Annotated in this window: 18 protein-coding genes; 9 read left to right on the forward strand and 9 right to left on the reverse strand. The window is 59.7% G+C overall.

Annotated features, from left to right (window positions below; translation table 11 throughout):
• Positions 1 to 2 precede the first annotated feature (2 nt).
• The gene (locus DK391_RS05765; RefSeq protein WP_109477032.1) at positions 3 to 638 is read right to left on the reverse strand and encodes an NAD(P)H-dependent oxidoreductase; all 636 of its coding nucleotides are present in this window, start codon (positions 636 to 638) and stop codon (positions 3 to 5) included.
• A 152-nt stretch (positions 639 to 790) separates the two neighbouring features.
• Here DK391_RS05765 and DK391_RS05770 point away from each other — a divergent pair, with 152 nt between their 5' ends.
• A complete protein-coding gene (locus tag DK391_RS05770) occupies positions 791 to 1675 on the forward strand; it encodes a LysR family transcriptional regulator (protein WP_109477033.1) in 885 nt (294 codons plus the stop codon).
• A 27-nt stretch (positions 1676 to 1702) separates the two neighbouring features.
• Here DK391_RS05770 and DK391_RS05775 read toward each other — a convergent pair whose 3' ends face one another.
• A complete protein-coding gene (locus DK391_RS05775; RefSeq protein ID WP_109477034.1) occupies positions 1703 to 2878 on the reverse strand; it encodes a GGDEF domain-containing protein in 1176 nt (391 codons plus the stop codon).
• A 192-nt stretch (positions 2879 to 3070) separates the two neighbouring features.
• Between DK391_RS05775 and DK391_RS05780 the strand changes: the two genes are divergently transcribed.
• A complete protein-coding gene (locus DK391_RS05780; protein ID WP_109477035.1) occupies positions 3071 to 5671 on the forward strand; it encodes a ligase-associated DNA damage response DEXH box helicase in 2601 nt (866 codons plus the stop codon).
• The gene (pdeM, locus tag DK391_RS05785) at positions 5668 to 6336 is read left to right on the forward strand and encodes a ligase-associated DNA damage response endonuclease PdeM (RefSeq protein WP_109477036.1); all 669 of its coding nucleotides are present in this window, start codon (positions 5668 to 5670) and stop codon (positions 6334 to 6336) included. The genes DK391_RS05780 and pdeM overlap by 4 nt, the downstream gene beginning before the upstream one ends.
• 7 nt (positions 6337 to 6343) lie before the next feature.
• Here the strand turns inward: pdeM and DK391_RS05790 are convergent, their stop codons facing one another.
• The 3 genes from DK391_RS05790 to DK391_RS05800 form a co-directional block, all read right to left on the reverse strand.
• Complete coding sequence (locus DK391_RS05790; RefSeq protein ID WP_109477037.1) at positions 6344 to 7966, reverse strand: ATP-binding protein; 1623 nt, start codon at positions 7964 to 7966, stop codon at positions 6344 to 6346.
• A 48-nt stretch (positions 7967 to 8014) separates the two neighbouring features.
• Positions 8015 to 8692 (reverse strand): esterase, encoded by a 678-nt coding sequence (locus DK391_RS05795; RefSeq protein ID WP_109477038.1) that lies wholly within the window; start codon positions 8690 to 8692, stop codon positions 8015 to 8017.
• A 208-nt stretch (positions 8693 to 8900) separates the two neighbouring features.
• Complete coding sequence (locus tag DK391_RS05800) at positions 8901 to 10097, reverse strand: MFS transporter (protein WP_109477039.1); 1197 nt, start codon at positions 10095 to 10097, stop codon at positions 8901 to 8903.
• Between the two features lie 369 nt (positions 10098 to 10466).
• Between DK391_RS05800 and DK391_RS05805 the strand changes: the two genes are divergently transcribed.
• Positions 10467 to 11378, forward strand: coding sequence for a LysR family transcriptional regulator (locus tag DK391_RS05805; protein WP_162600694.1), 912 nt, complete (start codon positions 10467 to 10469; stop codon positions 11376 to 11378).
• A 247-nt stretch (positions 11379 to 11625) separates the two neighbouring features.
• Here DK391_RS05805 and DK391_RS05810 read toward each other — a convergent pair whose 3' ends face one another.
• Complete coding sequence (locus tag DK391_RS05810; protein WP_109477041.1) at positions 11626 to 12423, reverse strand: SDR family oxidoreductase; 798 nt, start codon at positions 12421 to 12423, stop codon at positions 11626 to 11628.
• A gap of 113 nt (positions 12424 to 12536) precedes the next feature.
• Here DK391_RS05810 and DK391_RS05815 point away from each other — a divergent pair, with 113 nt between their 5' ends.
• From DK391_RS05815 to DK391_RS05835, 5 genes are all read left to right on the forward strand, one after another.
• Positions 12537 to 13475, forward strand: coding sequence for a GlxA family transcriptional regulator (locus DK391_RS05815; RefSeq protein WP_109477042.1), 939 nt, complete (start codon positions 12537 to 12539; stop codon positions 13473 to 13475).
• A 500-nt stretch (positions 13476 to 13975) separates the two neighbouring features.
• On the forward strand, positions 13976 to 14680 hold the full coding sequence (locus DK391_RS05820; RefSeq protein WP_109477043.1) for an isochorismatase family protein: 705 nt from the start codon (positions 13976 to 13978) through the stop codon (positions 14678 to 14680).
• A gap of 42 nt (positions 14681 to 14722) precedes the next feature.
• A complete protein-coding gene (locus DK391_RS05825; protein ID WP_109477044.1) occupies positions 14723 to 15460 on the forward strand; it encodes a 3-oxoacyl-ACP reductase family protein in 738 nt (245 codons plus the stop codon).
• Positions 15461 to 15587: 127 nt separating this feature from the next.
• Complete coding sequence (locus tag DK391_RS05830) at positions 15588 to 16787, forward strand: MFS transporter (protein WP_109477045.1); 1200 nt, start codon at positions 15588 to 15590, stop codon at positions 16785 to 16787.
• Between the two features lie 80 nt (positions 16788 to 16867).
• A complete protein-coding gene (locus DK391_RS05835; protein ID WP_109477046.1) occupies positions 16868 to 17491 on the forward strand; it encodes a TetR/AcrR family transcriptional regulator in 624 nt (207 codons plus the stop codon).
• 34 nt (positions 17492 to 17525) lie between these two features.
• Here the strand turns inward: DK391_RS05835 and DK391_RS05840 are convergent, their stop codons facing one another.
• The 3 genes from DK391_RS05840 to DK391_RS05850 all read right to left on the reverse strand — a co-directional run bounded on the left by DK391_RS05840 (position 17526) and on the right by DK391_RS05850 (position 20841).
• A complete protein-coding gene (locus DK391_RS05840) occupies positions 17526 to 18182 on the reverse strand; it encodes a response regulator (RefSeq protein ID WP_109477047.1) in 657 nt (218 codons plus the stop codon).
• Between the two features lie 16 nt (positions 18183 to 18198).
• Positions 18199 to 18585: a response regulator gene (locus tag DK391_RS05845; RefSeq protein WP_109477048.1), complete on the reverse strand. Its 387-nt coding sequence runs from the start codon at positions 18583 to 18585 to the stop codon at positions 18199 to 18201.
• A 129-nt stretch (positions 18586 to 18714) separates the two neighbouring features.
• A complete protein-coding gene (locus DK391_RS05850) occupies positions 18715 to 20841 on the reverse strand; it encodes a PAS domain-containing sensor histidine kinase (protein WP_109477049.1) in 2127 nt (708 codons plus the stop codon).
• Between the last annotated feature and the right edge of the window lie 19 nt (positions 20842 to 20860).

Here is a 20860-nt window from a genome sequence, read left to right on the forward strand (position 1 = left end):
CGTCACGCCGCAACCGTTTGCGAGACTTCGCCAAGGTTGCGGACCAGCTGACGATATTCATCGCCGCGCGCAGCCATCTCCTCTTCGCTGATCGAGCCACGGCGGCTAAGCGGTCCCACGTTATACGTGATGAACGGCTTGCCGTAGTGCATGCCCGCGAGATGCGCCGACTGCTCGAACGGCATCAGCAATGCATCGACGATCTGCGTGCCGTGCTGCTCGACGAGTTCGGGCTTCAGATACGGGCGCAGCACATCATCGGCCCATACGTGGTCGCTCGCTTCCGGGAAATAACGCTCGCGAATCCGTCCGATGGTGACGGCCAGTTGCAGCGTGCGTCCGTCGAGTGCCAGCGATTTCTCGGGTGCGCTGCCGAACAGCGTGTCGTTGACCACATCGTCGAGCCACTTCTTCAAGAGCGGCGGGCAGCTATACCAGTACAACGGAAACTGCAGCACGATATGGCCGTGCTCACGGATCAATTGCTGCTCGCGTGCAGCGTCGATCTTGAAGTCGGGATACAGCTTGTACAGCTCGCGGACGGTGACGTCCGGTTCCTGCGCGATGGCATCGCGCAATGCCTGGTTGCCGCGCGATTGTTCGATGTCGGGATGGGCGACGATGACGAGAGTTTTCACGTGTGCTCCTGCAGCTATCAGCTAATCGGTTGAATCCGTAGCGCGCCGTGCATTTCGTGGCACGCTCCGAACGACATGTGACGACTATACTGAGAAGCCCATCGAGCGATAAACCGGGCACCGTCCAATTCACCTTTCGAAGAACTCAAACGATGGACCGCATCGACGCGCTGCGCATCCTGATCGATGTCGCCGAGATCGGCAGCTTTTCCGCGGTGGCGCGACAGCGAACGGTGGCGACATCCTCCGTGACGCTGGCGGTGAATCAGCTCGAACAGGAAGTCGGCGCGACGCTGATTACCCGCACCACGCGCCGGCTGGTGTTCACGCATGAAGGTCTGGCGCTGCTGGAGAGCGCGCGGCGCATCATCGACGAATGGGACGCGACGCTCGCAGGCCTCAAGCAGGACGGACCGCTGACGGGCCCGATTCGCGTGACAGCGACCAACGACTTCGGGCGCGTCCAGTTGCGGCCACTGCTCGACCGTTTTCAGGCGCTGCATCCCGGCATCCACATGAGTCTGTCATTGAGCGACAGCACCGTCGATCTGATCGACGAACATATCGACGTCGCGCTGCGCAACGGCCCGCTCGCCGATTCGAACCTGCATGCACGCCTGCTGGTGCGTGGCCAGCGCGTGGTGTGCGCGTCGCCGGACTATTGGCGTCTGCATGGCAAGCCCGCACTACCCGCCGATCTGGCGAACCACAATTGCCTGATTCTGGCGCGGCCCGGCGCGCCGCTCGCGGCGTGGCGCTTTCGCGTGGCGGGCAAGCCGGTCAGCGTGAAAGTAACGGGCGACCGTCAGGCCAGCGACGGCGGCGTGCTGCGCGAATGGGCTGTGGCAGGCCTGGGTGTGATCATCAAGAACCGCTGGGACATTCGCGCGGAACTGGCGGAAGGCATGCTCGAAACCGCACTGGACGATTACGTGGCCGAGCAGGTCGATCTGTACGCCGTCTATCCGGCGGCAGCGCCTCATCGGCGTGTGACGGCGCTGATCGAGTTTCTTGCGGAAGAACTGGCGCGCCCTTGAGCGCGTGAGAGGCGATTCGGGCGCGCGTTACGCGGCAGCAGAACGTGCGTCGGCGTGCGCTTCTTCGAGCCGGTTGCCACCCAGCGATTTCGCGCGATACAGCGCGTGATCGGCTGCGGCGAGCAGATCGTCCAGCGTGGGCGCGTCGCCACCCGATTGCGCGACGCCGATGCTGACCGTCGCCTGGATGCCAGCGCCGTTGGCACTGAGCGTGATGGTCTCGCCGAATGCCTGCACTAACGATTCGCCAGCTTCCTTGGCCTGGAAGGCGTCGTAGCCAGGCAGCAAGGCCGCGAACTCTTCTCCGCCGATACGCGCAAGCAGCGTTTCAGGTCCGAGCACGCTGCGGGCAATGTCGGCGAACGACTTCAGCACGCGGTCGCCTGTTTCGTGACCGTGGCGGTCATTGATCTTCTTGAAGTGATCGAGGTCGATGGCGAGCAGCGCGATCGGCCGCGTCGCACCGCGTTCGCGGATCATCCGTGCGCCCTGCTCGAAGAACCAGCGGCGATTGCCGAGGGCCGTCAGAAAATCGGTCTGCGATTCCTGCAGCAGTTGCCCGTGCGATTCGTCGCGCACCAGCCGCAGCAAGGTCATGGGCAGAACGACGGAATACAGCACGCCCTCGTACATCGTGACCTTGCTCGCCGTCATCAGGAAGTCGAAGCCGAACTTCGCCACGAGCCACGGCAGGATCAACGCCCTGAAGGCGTACAGGACGCAATGCGCGCCCGCTACCAGCATCGCGATCTGCTGCCCTTGAAAGCGTTTTCTGCCATCGCCGCGCGCCAGTTCGAACGAAGTCATGCCCGATGCAATCGAGATCGGAATGGCGCTCGGATACATCCACATGACCTCCTGCCATTTCGCGCCCGCAATGACCCATGCAAGCGCAAGCAGCACGAGCACGGCGAGCGACAGCCGCACGTGGCTGCGGCCATTCAGCGCGGCCACGCCGTGCAGCACCAGCAGATAACCGGAAACGATGACGAGGTTGCTCAATGCAGAGCCGAGCGCGCCGGGAAGCGCATGACGCCAGGACGCCGCCGCGCAGCCGAGCGCCAGCGTGGCAAATCCCGCTGCCAGTATTCCGAGTTCTCTGCTGCGCTTCGGGTGAACGCGCCGCTCCCAGAGCGTCATCAGCGCACTGGCGAGGAGAGTCCCGATCAGAAGGAGATAAAGCGTATTAAGATCGACATGCATCGCTGACGTAAGGGCACTACGCCGGTACATCGCGGCGGCAGTCGCATTTTACGCTGAAAATACGGCTGGTTCATGATCGTCGGGCCGCGCTTCATTACGGTTGCCCGCGTAGGCATGCGGCGTGCTGGCTGATGCACTTATGCATATTGCCTGGCAACGGCACCATTGGGCGTCTTCGATGCAACTCACCCCATGACCGATCCGATCGATCCCGAGCGCAACGCAGCCACCCCAGACACGCGCCGCCGCGCGCCCCGTCCGCGCCGCATTCCGACCACACGCGCCGCCGCGCCTGCACCCGAAGCCTTCGTCCCGGCCGCCTACTCGCCCGATCCCGACCGGTCAAAGATACCGTTCGATGCTCGCGTCCAGCAGTGGTTCGACGCGCGCGAGTGGCAACCCTTCGCATTCCAGCGCGACGTATGGCGCGCCATCGCGCAAGGTGCGAGCGGCCTGTTGCACGCGACGACGGGCGCGGGCAAGACATGGGCCGTCTGGTTCGGCGCGATGGCGGCCTACGGCGATCACGCGCCACGCGCGCTGCCCGATCCGCTGACCGTACTGTGGATCACGCCGATGCGTGCGCTCGCCGCCGATACCGCCCGCGCGCTTCAACATGCCGCACGCGAGCTCGCCGTGCCGTGGACTATCGGCCTGCGTACGGGCGACACCAGCTCGACGGAACGCGCGCGCCAGAGCCGGCGCATGCCGAGCGCACTCGTCACGACGCCCGAAAGCCTTTCGCTGATGCTCACGCGTAGCGATGCACGCGAAGAACTGAAGCACGTGCGCCTCGTCGTGGTCGACGAATGGCACGAACTGCTCGGCAACAAGCGCGGTACGCAGAGCCAGCTCGCGCTCGCGCATCTCGCGCGCTGGCGCGCGGATCTGCAGGTGTGGGGACTCTCCGCGACGCTCGGCAATCTCGCCTTCGCCGCCGATGTGCTGCTCGCGCCCGTGCGCACGCCGCGCGTGTCCTTGAGCGGCATGCAGCCGAAGACGCTCATCATCGACACGCTGATTCCCGCCACCATCGAACGCTTTCCGTGGGGCGGGCATCTGGGCACACGTCAGGTGGAGCCGGTCGCGCAAGGGATCGACGAAGCGCGCACGTCGCTCGTGTTCACCAACACGCGCTCGCAGGCGGAAATCTGGTATCAGGCGCTGCTGGGACTTCGCCCGGACTGGGCCGGATTGATCGCGCTTCATCACGGCTCGCTCGCGCAGGAGGTGCGCGAGTGGGTCGAGGATGGCCTGAAGACGGGCAAGCTCAAGGCTGTGGTGTGCACGTCGAGTCTCGATCTCGGCGTGGACTTTTTGCCCGTCGAGCGCGTGTTCCAGATCGGCTCGCCTAAAGGCGTCGCGCGGCTCATGCAGCGCGCGGGCCGCTCGGGCCACGCACCGGGGCGCGCGTCGCGCATCACGATCGTGCCGACGCACGCACTCGAACTGGTCGAAGCCGCCGCCGCGCGGCGCGCGGTCGAAGCGCGGCGTATCGAAGGCCGCGATACGCCGCGGAAGCCTTTCGACGTGCTGGTCCAGCATCTCGTGACGGTTGCGATCGGCGGCGGCTTCAAGGCGCCCGAACTGTTCGACGAGGTGCGCACCACATTTGCGGTCCGCGATCTGACGCAGCAGGAATTCGACTGGGCGCTGACCTTCGTCGAACGTGGCGGCTCATCGCTGCGGGCGTATCCCGACTTTCATCGCGTGGTGCGTGGCGATGACGATGTGTATCGCGTGCTGCGCGACGATCTGATCCGCCGGCACCGCAGCAACGTCGGCACCATCGTCGCCAATGCGACGCTGCACGTCGCGTGGCTCACGGGTGGGCGGATCGGCTCGATGGAGGAATCGTTCATCTCGCGCCTCAAGCCCGGCGATGTGTTCACCTTCGGCGGACGCGCGCTCGAACTGGTGCGCGTGCGCGACATGACGGCCTACGTGCGCAAGGCGGCTTCATCGCGCGGTGCGATGCCGCAGTGGGCGGGCAGCAAGATGCCGCTATCGTCCGAACTGGCGGACGCCACACTCGCGATGCTCGCCGAAGCGGAGCGCGGCCTCTACATCGAGCCGGAGATGATTGCCGTGCGGCCATTGCTGGAATTGCAGGCAAGCTGGTCGGCTTTGCCCGAAGCTGGTGTGCTGGTCACTGAGGTCTTGCGCACGCGCGAAGGTCATCACTTCTTCTGCTATCCGTTTGCGGGGCGCATTGCGCATATCGGCCTTGCATCGCTGCTCGGCTGGCGCGCCGCGCGTCATCAGCCCGGCACGTTCTCGATTTCCGCGAACGACTATGGCTTCGAACTGTTGTCGTCGCAACCATTCGACTGGGCGACGCTGATCGCCGAAGGCCTGTTTTCCGCGGAGCGTCTTGCCGACGACATCATGGACAGCCTCAACGCATCCGAACTCGCCATGCGGCGCTTTCGCGAAATCGCGCGTGTCGCGGGTCTGGTTTTTCAGGCGAATCCCGGCCAGCAGAAAAGCGCGCGGCAATTGCAGGCATCGAGTGGTCTCTTTTACGAAGTGTTCCGCAAGCATGACAACGGCAATCTGCTGCTCACGCAAGCCGACAGCGAAGTGCGCTTGCAGGAACTCGAACTCGACCGCATCCAGCGCGCGCTCGATTCGATGCGAGCAAACAGGCTCGCGTTGATGCACCCGAAAAAGCCGACACCGTTTGCGTTTCCACTGATCGTCGGACGCATTCGTGAGAAGGTCAGCACCGAGAAGCTCGCGGATCGTATCGAACGGATGCTCGCCGATCTCGACAAGGCAGCGCAACGATGATGGTCGAAACCCTGAACATAGAAGTGGATGGCTATCCGCTGCAGTTGTCAGCGCAGCGCGCCGCGTTCGATCCTGAGCGCAAGAGCCTGCTGATCGCCGATGCGCATTTCGGCAAGGACGCCGTGTTTCGTGCGCGTGGCGTGCCCGTTCCCGCCGGCACGACAGGCGGCGACCTTGCGCGGCTCGATACGTTGATCGCTGCGCACAAGCCCGAGTCGATTGTGTTTCTCGGCGATCTGCTGCATGGGCGCGAATCGCTCGGCAGCGAGACCACGCTTGCACTCGAAGAATGGCGCACGCGGCATGCGTCGATCCGTATCGTGATGGTGGAAGGCAATCACGACCGGCACGCAGGACTATTGCCGCCATCGCTAGCCATCGAAACGGTTTTCGAGCCGTGGCGACAGGGGCCGTGGGCGTTGTGTCATTACCCGCAAGTGGTCGAAGGTGCGTACGTGCTTGCAGGTCATCAGCATCCCGTCTATGTGATCGCAAGCCGTGCGGATTCCGTGCGCGTGCCGTGCTTCCGCTTCGCTGCGCGATACGGCGTGCTGCCCGCATTCGGCGCGTTCACGGGCGGATATGTCGTCAATCAATCCGGCGACGCTGCGGCGATTTATGCGGTTGCACAGCATCGGGTGATTGCAGTGCGTGAGCGCCGATAGTCAGACTTCACGCATGTCCGCGAAACAGCGCACAGGTTCTGAACGCATCCTCTGAAAGCGGAATCTGCTTTGCGCGGCAATAGCGGGTGGTGAGCTTGAGCAGTTCCTTGATGTCGCGGCCACTCGATTGTGGCCACGCATTCGTCAGCGTTTCGATCAGCGCGTCGTCGAGATCCGCGCCCAGTTGCACGGAAAGCAATTTCCACAAGCGGAGCGCGTCGGCTTTCGGCGGCGTCTCATAGTGAATCTTTGCAATGCAGCGCGACAGAATGGCATCGTCGACATCGTCGATGCGATTGGTCGTCATGAACAGCAAGCCGTTGAAGTATTCGAGCGTGCGCAGAAACTCCGCGACGATTGCGTTGTGTTCCAGATCGTTGTCGCGGCGGCGGATATAGACATCGGCTTCATCGAGCAACATGATCGCGTCCCAGCGCGTCGCGCGCTGCAGGATGCCCGATAGCGCCGCGCCGACCGATGCCGCCGTCGTGCCGAGTTGCCCCGAATGCACGCGATACAGCGGCTTGCCGACCACTTCCGAGTAGACCTCCGCAGTCAGTGTCTTGCCAAGGCCAGGTGCGCCCTGGCAGAGAATCGTCGTGCCGCCCGATTTGCCCGGCACGAAGTCCTGCACGAAGACATTGGTCTTCGACGTGAGAATGTCGATCAGATCGCGATGATGCGCGGGCAAGACCAACTTGTCGCGCAGTTCGGGCTGATAGCGATACGCGTTCATGTGCTGCACATGCACCCAGATATTGCGGTGCCACTCCAGATGAAACAGGCACACGTAACAATGCAACGGCACCTTGTCGAAGCCGCTCGCGAGGCCCGCACCACGCCAGAACTCTGCATCGGCCGTCATCTGGAAGCGGCGCTCGAGTGTCTCTTCGTCGTTCACGCACTTCGCGCTCACGCCGTCGGGAATACGGATTAACTCGGCACCCGCTTTTGCATCGACGATATAGGCAGCCTTCGACACGACGAACTGCGCACCAAACCGCGGCTGATAGTCGAGGAAACGCTGTGCATGCCGTTCGTATTCGAGCTTGAATTCAGGGCATTCCTTGTAAAAGCCGAACTCCGCGAGCAACTCGGGAATCGTGCGGTTCACGATGTCATGCCGGTTGATGACGAGCGAGGTCGTCATGCCGGAGAGCCGCATGTGATGCTCCGTGCGTTCCGAGTTGGCCGACTGCATCGTGTTGGCCAGCATATCGACGACGACATACGGCATGCCCTGGTCCGGCTCGACCACGCGCATGCGACGCACGAGCCACGGCAGGAGCGTGCCGTCTTTCGCGCGGCTATAGAGCCAGCCGTCGATCGCATCGCGCGACAGATACGCGATCAGGCCCGGCACGAGTTGATCGAGGCCCGGAATGCAGCGCGCTTGCGGCGCGTTGTAGATATTGTCGAGCGCGAGCATCTGGAACATCAGCGCGCGTTCGTTGTTCGCCTTGCTCAGCGAGTACAGCGTATTCAGCGAGCGCGAATCGAATAGCGCACTCGACACCACGAGGCTGCCGTGACATGTGCCGTGCTGATTGAGTTGCATGGCGAGCGGCGAACCGGATTCGATCATCGCGAGCAGAGGATGCACCAGTGATTCCGGTATTTCAAAGTCCATAGACGCACTCGTTGTCTGAAGGTGGCGCGGCTGACGGCAGAGCGCGCATCAGGCGAGAAAGAACTGCACCGCCATGCCGACGATGGCAGGCTGAATGGCATGCGGTCCATTGAATTCGACGTATTGCACGTCATAGCCCGCCGCTTTCAGCTTTGCCGCGTTCGCGCGGCCGCTGGTTTCGATGGGCAACTGCTCGTCGGCGAGGCCATGCGCGATCATCACCCTGGGCGCGCCTTCCTGCATGAAAACCGACATAAAGCCACCGGACATGGCGATCACATGGCTCGCAATATCGCCGTTCGTAATGCCGATGGACAGCGCGTAGCTCGCGCCGTCCGAAAAGCCGGCGAAGGCGAGATGCGCACTGTCGATGCGGTAGCGTGCGCTAACTTCGCCAAGTGCGCGAGCGAGTCGCTCCAGATCCGGCCCGCTACCGCCGATCACGATGTCCCATGTCGGATAGAGCGAATGTGGCGCGAGCACGAGAAAGCCGTCGCGCTCCGCGTGCTCTTCGAAGAAGGGTAGAACCTTTTCCGGAAAGCCGCCCGCGCCGTGGAACATCACCAGCAAGGGCACAGGCTTGCTCGTGTCGAGGTGCGTGGGAACGTAAAGGACAGCGTCGCGTTCGCCGGCGATGCCGAGCCGGTTGCGGCCGGGCGGCAACGGCGCTTTTGATACGTCGACGGGAACGAACGACAGCCGGCCAAGCAGCGATGGATCGAACATGGTGGAACCCGGATTGAGCGCGCACCGCGCGCACGAATGAACATTCCTGCCAGTTGCGCCTACGGTTCGCGCAGGCGGCAAACGTCCGCCGCCTGACTTGGTTACGGGGCGGTTAGCGCTTTGATATGCAATATATCATGACACGGCTGGGGAGCTGTCAAAGGGGGATGTAATCGCGTGTGTGGCGACGGGCTGATCCGCCCTGCTACTACTTCGCCTCCACGGCATCCATGCACCCCACGATGATCACCATCACCATGGCGAGGGCCAGGATCGACGAGCCGAGCCACATGGACGCGTGCAGATTGATGTGATCGACCACCACCGAACCCATCAGCGAACCCAGCGTGATCGAAAGCTGGAACACGGACGTGTTCATCGATTGCGCCGCTTCGGGCGCGTGTTTCGTGGCATTGAACAGCCACAGTTGGGTGCCCACGGGCGTCATGCCCCACGCCACTGCCCAGAGCATCAGGCTGATGGTTGCGATAAGCGGACTGTGCGCAAACGCAGACATCGCTAGCAGCGCACCCAGAAACAGTGCGACGTTGCCATAAACCGTTTTGTGAAGATCAAGCCCGGCGAGCGTGCCGCCAATGAAGTTGCCGACAACCGCCACCAGACCGTAAGCAAACAGCAGCACGCTGATCGTGGTCGTGTCGAACCTCCCAAGTTGCATGAGGTAAGGCGTCACGAAGGTATAGCCCGCGAACTGCCCCGACACGCAAAAAACAATCGCGAGATAGATCGCGACTATCCTGCGCGACTTCAGCAGGCTCAAAAAGTCGCGCGCTGCCACGCCGCGCTCCATTGCGATCCGGGGCAACGCAACCAGTTGCAGAAGGAACACCGCTATCGACAGCACGCTTGCCGCGATAAACCCAACTCGCCAGTCATAGTGAGTGGCAATGAACGAGCCCATTGGAACAGTCACGACCGTGGCAACGGAAATACCCGCGAATACCAATGAAGACGCTTTGTGCACTTTGTCCGTTGGCACCAGCCGTGCAGCAGCAGGAATCGAAATCGCCCAGAACCCGCCCACGCCGATACCGATAATCACACGTGCAAGTAACAGGAGCTCGAAGTTCGGCGCGAGCGCCGACAGCAAGCTTGAAATCACGACGAGCGATGACAGTCCGAGCAGAACGATACGACGATCCAACCTGCCGACGGACAGTGCGGTTACGGGCGCCGAGATAAACCCACAGGCCGCCGTGACGGTAACGGCCAGACCGGCTGTTCCCTCTGAAATGCCGAGGCCTTTCACCATTCCCGGCAACAAACCGATCGGAAGGAACTCTGTGACGACGAGAGCGAAAGCGCCCAACGCGATGGCCGCCACGCCAAGCCCCGAAGGTGCGGGGACAGCCTGTTCGCCGTTTCGCGTGGGTGATGTCGACATGCATTCTCCCGGGATTCTGCAAACGGAGCGTCGTCTTAGGCGGTGTGAACCGTTGAGATGACGAACTCAATTACTCCACGCGCCCAGTCAAATGACAATTGGACGAAAGTATTGAGCGTCATCGTGCATGCACGTTTTTAGATTCGGGCGCTTAGCGGCAACAAGAATTTCCTGGTTGGCACGTAGAATCGGTCTTGCAAAATTTCGCGCGCGACGCTTCTCAGATCGTTTTATACGAAGAATTGATGCAGCTTCTCAGCACGGGAGTCTCAATCGACACTCCTGATTAATGTATTTTCAATACATATTACAGCCCGACAACAAACCATTTACTATCAGAAATCTTCTGGAAGGCGACGGGAGGAGCAGGTGAAATTCAAGCTTCGGCAAATGGAAGTGTTCCGCGCCGTGATGCTGACTGGCACTGTCAGCGGGGCCGCGCGAATGCTGTATGTTTCACAGCCTGCGATCAGCCGCTTGCTCAATCACACTGAAACCAGCCTGGGAATCAAGCTCTTCGAGCGCACAGGAGGAAAGCTGTTGCCCACGCCCGCCGCGACAGCGCTATTCGAAGAAGTTCAGCCCGTCTACGATGCCGCATTAAACGTGGATCGCTTCGTTGAAAATCTTGCCAATCAGTCCACGATTGAAATAAGCGTGAGTTGCAGCCCCGCTCTTGGCCTGGATTTATTGCCTCGCGCGATCGAGATGTTTCATCGTCGCAATCCGAAAACGCGAGTCCGTTTCTACACCACGCTAACTATCGATGTTCCTACTGAGTTGCTCAGTAAAAAAACCGATCTTGCGATCACATTGCTTCCGCTAAGCAATCCAAACCTGACAGTCGAAACACTAGGTAAAAGCAGAATTGTTTGCGCAATGTTGGGAGACCATCCGCTTGCGTCCCGCAAAACAATTTCCTTTTCTGATCTGGTTGAGCACGAGACCATCTTTCCCTCGCTAAGCATTGCATTTGGCAGAATGGTCCGTTCTCTACTTGAGAGTTATGGAGTCGAGCTCACGCCGACATTTGAAGTTCCTCGCGCAGAACTCGCATGCGCTCTGGCCAAACGTTCGCTAGGCGTAGCACTGGTCGACGAATTCTGCGCCGGGAACGATCTCTGGGCGGGATTGATTATCAGGCCACTTTCCCAGCCCATCATTTACGACATCAATCTGATCTACCCGAAATTTACTGTCCGATCTCGTGCAGTCGAGCAGTTCATTCAGATTCTGAGGGATTGCATGCTGCTGCACGAGTCCGGAAAATTGTTCGTCTAGGTTTTTCATCGCGTCGCTCGCTTCATACTCCAGACACCGCTGGTCGCTTAACGCTTCTCGTGCAACTGCGCAAGGTTGGACATGAATAGTCGAAGTGACGCATGGATATACATTGGATCGAAAGGCGCTGCAATTGGCGGGCTGACGCCAAGAACCTCTGTCACTCGATGCAGCGTCATCAAAACGCTGCGAGAGTGACGATACGGCTTTGTCGCTGGCGAATTGCGCCAGCGACACGATTACCGCTTTATTGCACGTTGTAACGTGCGCCAGGCTTGGCCAGTGATACCTGCGGCACAAGCGCTGCACGCGCAGCTTCAAAGGCGTTCCAGCCATCCACTGTCGGAAGCGAAGGCACGGTCGCGAACTCGCCCTGGTCGAGGCCGGCGAGCGCAGCATCGACCAGGTTGTCCGCAGACATGATCATCTCGGCGGGCAGGCTGTCGACGGGAGTGCCCGCCGCGTCCCAGAACTCTGTGCGCGTAGCGCCCGGCAGAACAACCTGCACACGCACACCTTTGTCTGCGAGTTCATGCTTCAGTGACTGGCTCAACGCGAGCACGAACGCCTTTGATGCGCCATACACACCATTGAGGAACTCAGGCGCAATGGCCACGGCAGAAGCAATATTGACGATCGTACCGCCGCCGCGAGCCACGAAAGCCGGTCCCGCCGCGTAGGTAAGGCGCGTGAGGGCCGTGATGTTCAGATCGATCATCGACTCCATCTTGTCGACGTTCGCTTGCAGCAACGGCGCCGCGCTTCCAACGCCTGCGTTGTTGATCAGCATCGTCAGTCCCTGCTCATCACGAATCAGGTCTTCAACGCGACGCAGATCCTCGGCCTTCTCCAGATCGGCGACGACCGTGCGAACGTCACGGCCAGTCTCGGTCACGAGCCGCTTCGCAAGCTGATCGAGCCGTGTTTCATTGCGAGCGACCAGCACCAGGTCATAGCCGCGACGCGCAAGGCGATCTGCGTAAATCGCACCGAGACCCGACGACGCACCCGTAATCAGCGCTGTTCCCAACTTCGTTGCATTCATGTTCATTCTCCGAAAGAAGCCGGCCTGATCGCCGGGCACGGGTGCAATATTAAGCGTACACTCATACGCCAGAAATGTCGTACTTCCGTCTTTTCAGGTCATCGGGAACTGCCATGCTGCGAATCGGTGTTGTCCTGTATTCCGGGTTCTCTCTCATCAATCTCGGGGTCGTGTCGGTTTTCGAGTTCGCGAACATCAGTCATGGCGAACGGCTATATGACGTCTCGCTGCTATCCGAATCGGGCGGCCTCGTGATGTCCTCGTCGGGCGTCGAAGTCAATACGGTTGGATTCGGCGACGACGATTTCGACACGGTCATCGTGGTTGGCGACAACGACGCACTCGAACCCGCACCCGCTCTCGTTGCCTTTCTCAAGAAAGCATGCGTACGATCGAGGCGGATTTGCGCGACATGCACCGGCGCGTTCGCGCTTGCGCAAGCCGGCTTGCTGGAAGGCAAGCGTGCAACTACACACTGGTTTCACGCCGCCAAGCTCAGAAAGGACTATCCGGACGTGCGAGTCGAAGAGGACAGCATCTTCGTCAACGATGGCGCTGTCTGGACATCCGCCGGTGCGACTGCGTGCATCGACCTGGCTCTTACGTTTGTCGAACAGGACGTGAGCGGCGAGCTCGCGCGGCTGGTGGCGAAGAAACTCGTTGTCTATCACCGCCGGGCCGGCGGTCAGACCCAACACTCGGTGCTCCTCGACATTCGTCCCCGATCAGACAGGATCCAGAAAGCACTGACTTATGCAAGGCAACATCTCCACACCGGCTTGTCGGTCGAAGATCTCGCGCATGCTGTTCATCTGAGTCCCCGACAGTTCAGCCGCGCGTTTCATGAAGAAACCGGGCATACGCCCGCAAAAGCAATCGAACATCTTCGAACCGAAACGGCCCGTCTGATGCTCGAATCCGGCCGGCACTCAATGGAGACCATTGCACGCGATGTCGGCTTTGGCGACCCTGACCGCATGCGTCGAGCGTTCTTGCGCGCATATGGCCAACCGCCGCAGGTAATCCGCCGCGCCACGCGCGCTGCGATGTAACGCTTCCAACGACCTTCCATCGCACGCATTCATGTGCCTCGTTGGAGGCGCGTGAATCGCCCCTGAAGCATGCCGACGATCCGGACAATTTCTGGATTATCGTTGTATTCCAAAACGAGAATGACAATTTCGATGCGCACGTCAGGCGACTGTCTGAACCGCTTCACGATTCATTGACGCAGCGCTGAAAGCTTGCATGGACGGGCCTTTGACGGCTCTTCCGTACGCCCGTTCGTTCCCGACGGCATGCTCGCACCATGCACATCCGGCGTCTCTCCCACCTACCCGCCAGCAAATTCCCTTGACAACTTAGGAAAGAAAACTTAACTTTCCGTTTAGTGAAGTTCACTTATCTAAATGACGGCAAATCAACAGGACGCCGTCGGACGAGCAAGCGGACGGTTCACGGTGATGTAGTCGATTGCTCATCTGCCAGTTTCCGGCAGGCTTCGAAGTCAGATTGATTCGCTGTACTACTTTATTGAATGAGGATGCACAGAATGTTCACGTTCACCCATCGCAATCCCGAGATGCAGCTCGACAAGGGCCACACCGCCCTGGTACTGGCCGACATTCAGAACGAGTTCCTGTCGGAGAGCGGCAGCTACTATCCGATGATCGAGCACAGCCTGAAGGCCAACAACGTCCCGGATCACATCGAGGAACTGTTGCGAGCCGCCAAGGAATACGGCTTCCCTGTCATTCATTCCCCGCACTACTACTTTCCGACCGACGCTCAATGGGTGGCGCCGGGCGGTGCGATCTCGGACTATCTCGCGACACAGGTCAGCTTCGTTGGCCGTAAGGATCCTGTGGACCTGGAAGGCTTCGCAGGATCCGGCGCGGATTACCCGGAGCGTTACAAGAAGTACCTGCAGGACGGAAAAACAGCCAATACCTCGCCGCACAAAGGCGCGTCGGCGCGCACCAACGATCTGATCAAGCAGTTGCGCATGCGACGCATCGAGAAGGTGATCATGGCCGGCCCCGTCGGGAACATCTGCCTTGAAGGGCACATGCGCGACATCATCGAAGAAGGCATGGAAGTCGCCATGGTGCGGGATGCCATCGCAGGCGGCCGGAACGATGAAGGCGACGCCTATCTGGCGGCCATGATCAATTACCGCTATCTGGCCAACGCAGTGTGGACGACCGAAGAAACCGTCAAGCGGATGAAGGCGATTGCAAACGCCGAAACCGCCTGACATCAACAGAGTACGACTTTTTAATTCACTGGAGAAATCATCATGTTGCTTAAAGGAAAACGCGCACTGGTTACGGGTGCAAGCCGCGGGATTGGCGCTGCCATCGCATTGAAGCTCGCTCGCGAAGGCGCGGACGTGGTCATCACGTACGAAAAGAGCGCCGACAAGGCCAATGAACTCGTTCAGGAACTGACGGCAACCGGTCGAAACGCAAAGGCCATTCAGGCAGACAGTTCGAAGCTCGACGACGTCAAACGCTCGGTTGCAGAAGCAAAGGCATTTCTCGGCGGCCTCGACATTCTCGTGAACAATGCGGGCATCATCCGGGTGGCTCCTCTTGAGTCGATGTCGCAGGAAGATATCGATGCGCAACTCGGTGTGAACATTCGCGGCCCGATTGCGGCCAGTCAGGCAGCGATTCCGCATCTCGGCAAAGGCGGCCGCATCATCACGATCGGGAGCTTCTTCGCCAACAACGTCTATTGGCCCGGCCTCACCGTCTATTCGATGACGAAATCCGCGCTGATTTCCTTTACTAAAGGACTTTCCCGCGAACTCGGCGATCGCGGGATCACCGTCAATCTTGTCCAGCCTGGTGCAATCGATACCGATATGAATCCCGCAAGCGGCGACTTCGCAGCCATCACCAAGCCGTTTATCCCCACAGGCGAGTATGGCAAGGGCGATGACATTGCCAACGCTGTCGCGTTCCTCGCAAGCAGTGAAGCGAAGTATGTGAACGGCGCGACGTTGACCGTCGACGGTGGACTGACTGCTTAAGCGGTGCAGTTCTCAGCCGGACGGATGAACACCCGTCCGGCTCTCCCGCGAGAAGATGCTCGACTCCGAACAACGGTAGTGCAAAGCAGACGAATCGCCACAGACATTCAGATTGAAGGAAAGAGTCATGTCGACAACGTTGACTACCCGAGACGCGGCGAACACCACCACGTCGTCCTGGCCCGGCGTATGGGCCATTGCTCTGGGCGCATTTGCTCTGGTGGTGACAGAGTTCCTGCCCGTCGGCCTGCTGCCTGGCATCATTAAAGGATTGGGTGTTTCCGAAGGCACAGCGGGTCTGACGGTCACGGCAACGGCAGTGCTTGGCTTCATCGCAGCGCCCGTGACCGCACTCACGGTTCGGCGTCTCGATCGTCGCATTGTGCTGCTCGGTCTGACGGCGCTGGTGATCTTCTCCGGAGTCATGTCGGCGATGGCACCGAATTTTGCGGTACTCGTGATTGCACGGCTGATACTCGGCATCGGCGTAGGCGGCTTCTGGTCGATTTCTATTACCGCTGCTGCGCGACTCGTGCCCGAAGACCAGGTGCACAAGGCTTCATCGCTGGTGTTCTCGGGTATTTCCGTGGCATCGGTAGTGAGCGTGCCGATGGGTTCGTACATTGCAGCGCACTACGATTGGCGCATGGCATTCGTGGTAGCAAGTGTACTGTCCGTGATCGTATTCCTGATGCAGCTTTTCACACTGCCCAGAATCGACGTCGAACGCGGCGCAACTATCGGCGACTTTGCTGGTTTGCTGAAATCCCGCAAGGTGATCGCAATCTACCTGACGATCGTTTTCATCGTCGCAGGCCAGTTCTCCGGCTACACGTTTGTGACGCCATATCTTCGGGAGCTTGCCCGGTTCGAGCCGAATACGATCAGTGCATTGTTGCTTGCATACGGCGTTCTCGCTGTCGCCGGCAACTTTCTCGGTGGCTCACTCGCGGGACGCGATCTGCATAAGACGGTCTATGGAAATGCGGCGCTGTTCCTTGGTGCGCTGATTGCGCTGGCTGCGCTTCCAGGTCACCCCGTAGTCGCGATCGTCAGCCTGCTCGTATGGGCGCTTTCGTGGGGCATGGCACCCGTGGGCACACAACTCTGGCTCTTCAGCGAAACCCAGCATGCGCCGGAAGCCGCACAGAGCCTGAACACCTCGGTATTCCAGCTATCCATCAGCCTCGGTTCGTTGATTGGCGGCGTGGTAGTCGACCATGTCAATCTGCACGCATCGATGTGGACGGGTGCAGCAATTTTCGCGCTCGCAGTGATGATGGTGATCATCGTCGGCCGCATGGACGCGAAGGTAAAACAGGCTTGACGGTTTAGTTTAGTTTGATTTTCTAATTCATGTTAGTATCGAACGACTCAGGCAGCGCAATGCCTTGAAGGAGTACTGCAATGAGAAAGTCGAAGGCAGAGAAAGCGGAGACCCGCAAGCATATCGTCGAGGTCGCGTCGCAGATGTTCAAGAGTCAGGGCATTGGTGCGACGGGTGTGGGCGAGATCATGGTCGCCGCAGGTTTGACGCACAGCGCGTTTTACCGGCATTTCGAGTCCAAGGATGAACTGGTCGCCGAAGCCAGCACGGCAAGCATCAGCGTCTTCGTGGAAGCGGCCGAAGCCGCGCTGGCGAAAGGGCCCGATGCGTTCGTCAAGTATCTGCAAGACTATCTGTCGTCGAAGTATCGCGATGATGAAATGGGTGGATGTCCTGTCGCTCAGACAGGCAGCGAGCTGGCGCTCGCGGACGCGCCCATTCGTCAGGGTGTATCGGACGCACTGGAGCGGCTGATGGAAATGGCGTTGTCGCTGACGGATGGCAGCGCCGATGCCGAGGCGGAGACCATTTTCACGATGTCCGCACTCGTCGGTGCCATCACGGTCTCGCGCCTCATCAACAACCCGCGCCTTTCCGAACACATCATCGACGTCGTGCAACGTCGGGTCGCGAATCAGCCGGCCGCACCGAAAAAGGAGCCACGCGCTGTCAGCAAAACGCGGCGGCCGTTGGCGCGAGCATAGTTGCAACACGGCGCGGGCACCAACCGGTTATCGGCTAGATTTCTCCATCGCCGACCATATGTATCAATTCGGCAAGCGATTCCGCTTCCATTTTGCGCATGACCTGACCACGATGCGCCTTCACGGTAATCTCGCTGATTCCCAATTCGTCGCCGATTTCCCTGTTTAGCAGGCCTTGCGTAATCAGCGACAGTACTTCGCGCTCGCGCCGCGTGAGATCGCCATATCGTTCCCTGATCGCGGTCTTGCGGCGTTCGCGCAGCACCAGCCCTTCGCTTCGCTCGATCGCCGCGCGAATTGCATCGAGTAACGCGTCATCCCGGAACGGCTTGGTCAGGAACTCCACTGCGCCCGCTTTCATCGCCTGCACGATGGTGGGTGCATCTTCGCGACCGGTAATGAAGATAATTGGCATTGCCTGCCGCTCGACCGCAAGCGATTTTTGCAACTCGAGGCCAGTCACACCCGGCAACGTAATATCGAGCAGGATGCAACTGGGTCCCGATGTCACGGGATGTTCAAGAAAAGCGCTTGCGGTGACAAAGCTCTCCACCGCGAATCCTTCATGGCGAAGCAGTGACTCAACGGACTCGCGCACAGAAATATCGTCGTCGACAATGAAGACCATTGGAGACGGTATTGTTGCTCGCGACAACGTCACATTCCGGGTATCTGCGTATAGCGTGCTCATAAACTTCTCCAGAACCTCAAGGATGTTTTCCTCCCATGTTTTGTACAGCCGAAATCAGTGCTTCCGATAAGTCGACATCGCTAAACGGTTTGTAGAGACATGTAATTGCCTCGTTGTTCAGCATCTTCAGGCGTGCGCCGTGACTGTGATTCGCTGTTATGAATATGATCGGAATGCCGATGCCTCGCCCTCTCAGTTCGAGAGCCAGTTCCTGACCGCCCATCCCCGGCATCATCAGATCGAGAATGAGGCAATCTGTCTGCGCAATGTATCCGGAATGAAGGAATGCTTCTGCCGATTCAAACGCACGTGCCTCAAATCCAAGTTCCCGGATCAGGTCCGGAAGCGACTCGCGCACTGACTCGTCATCATCGACCACGGAAACCAGTAACGGTGTTTTCATTGTGCATTCTCACGCGACGCACTGGAGACGTTAGCAGTTCCAGAGATAACGCAAAAATGCTGCGTGGCTCAACCAGGAGACCGCTCTTCCGCAAGCAACGGACAACATAGCCCTCAGCATCCCGGGTGTCTATTGGACTATGGTGTTGAGTCTCGTGCTCTTCATGTCGTCCTCAACGACGCTGTCAGCGAAATCGCCACGGGCCGAATCTGGAATCGAAAACTCGAATATCGCGCCTCGCGGCTCATTGCTCGATGCCCGTAACGACCCGCCATGCGCCTCCACGATCCAGCGGCTGACTGACAGGCCAATACCCATTCCCTCGCGCTTGGTGGTGTAGAAAGTCTCGAATACTCTTGCTGCCGTCGATGTGTCTATACCGACGCCCGTATCCTTGACTCGGACGTTCGCGCAGCCTTTGCAATAACTGACGCTGACGATCACCTCGCGCGGACCATCGCACGTGGATTGCACCGCATCGATCGCATTGCGGATCAGGTTCAGAATGACCTGCTGCATCTGGATCCGATCCCCCATCACGAGTGGCAATCCTGAATCGTAGCGCTCCTCCAACCCAATACGATGCCGGCGAAGCTCGCTTTGCACCAGTTCGACAACCTCGCGCGTGGCGGCTCCGAGATCCCACCAGCTTGCGTTGATTTCCTTCTGACTGAACAGCGCTCTTAAACGCGAGATAACATCAGCCGCGCGATTGCCATCACGGATCGTTCGTCGCGCGGTTTCAATCGCACCTGCGATATTCGGCGGATCGCTGTTGAGCATGCGAAGACATGTGTTGGCATTCGTCACGATCCCCGACAACGGCTGATTCACCTCGTGTGCAATCGACGCCGTGAGCACACCGAGGCTGCTCGCCCTCGCGGCCTGCACCAGTTCACCGCGGGCCTGAGCGAGCGCTTCAGAAGCAAGGTGCCGCTCGGTGACGTCTTGCACCGTGCCGACGTATTCGACTTCGCCCGTCAATGCCGTCGTGGCATACGCGCAGTAGTGCAAGTACTTGACTGCGCCGTCAGGCATGACAATCCTGATCTGATCCTCGAAGTTGCCAGCACAATTGCCCGCGTGGTTAACAGGCTTTGCATCCTCGCCGAGCTTGTCGAAAAGGAACGGCGTATCGTCTGGATGCGCGCGTTTCGCAAGCATCGAGCGGGTAATCTGCGTCCCGCGCTCGAACCCGAACATGCTGTATAGCGTGTTCGACCATGTCATGGTGTCGGAGCCGGCACGCCACGAAAACGTGCCGAGCCCGGCCAGGCGCTGCGCTTCCGCCAGCAGGGCCTCGCTACGCCGTACAGCCTCTTCTGCGAGCTTGCGATCATGAACGTCGGTACAGGTGACGTACCAGCGCCTGATCACGCCAAGATCATCCCGCATCGCGTTGGCCCGCAACCAGAACCACCGATACTCGCCATCGCTTCGCTGGATTCGTACCTCGAATCCACCGTCGTCGCCGTCGTCCGTTGCGAGAATCGTGCGCCAGCGTTGCGTCGCACGTCGAAGATCATCCGGATGCAATGCCGTGGCCCAACCCCAGCCATCGCTCTGACTCGCTGAATATGCGGTATAGCGATACCACTGCTCATTGAAGAAATCAGCGTGGCCATCCGGCAAGCTCGACCAGATGAGCATCGGTATCGTATTGACGATCAGGCTGAATTGCTTCTGACTCGCCGACCAGTTTTCCTCTGCACGCTTGCGGTCTTCGATATCGGTTCCCGTTCCGTACCATCGGACGATGGCGCCGGCATGATCGCGATACGGTTCGATCCGCAGCAGAAACCAACGATAGACCCCATCGTGACGGCGCAATCGCACCTCGGCTTCACTGGCATGCCCTGTCGCCAGCGATTCCCGCCACGTTGCCATTCGACGCGCGAGATCGCGCGGATGAATAGCCTGTTGCCAGCCCCAATTGCACGACTCTTCTGCGGGTATGCCCGTGTACTCGGCGTGGGCACGATTGAGAAACTCGCACGTTCCGTCTGGAAAGCTGCTCCACGCCATGATCGGCATAAGATCGAAGAGTTCTCGCAAGCCTTGTTTTGCAGGTGGCTTCGCAATCAGATCCACGAGGCGGTCTAGCGCCGGGACGGGACCTTTCCTGACGTGCGGTTGCGGAACGCGATCAACAGTCTGATGATCGGACGCAAGGGCGCGTCCTGCCATGCTCCCACGAATGTCGGTTCGACCCTTCAACGAGAGCATTTCCAATTCGATGTCTTCTGGCCGTTTCATTCCTCGCTCCAGCAACGAG

Origin of the sequence: Paraburkholderia sp. C35 (assembly GCF_003121405.1) — a bacterium.
GTDB lineage: Bacteria > Pseudomonadota > Gammaproteobacteria > Burkholderiales > Burkholderiaceae > Paraburkholderia.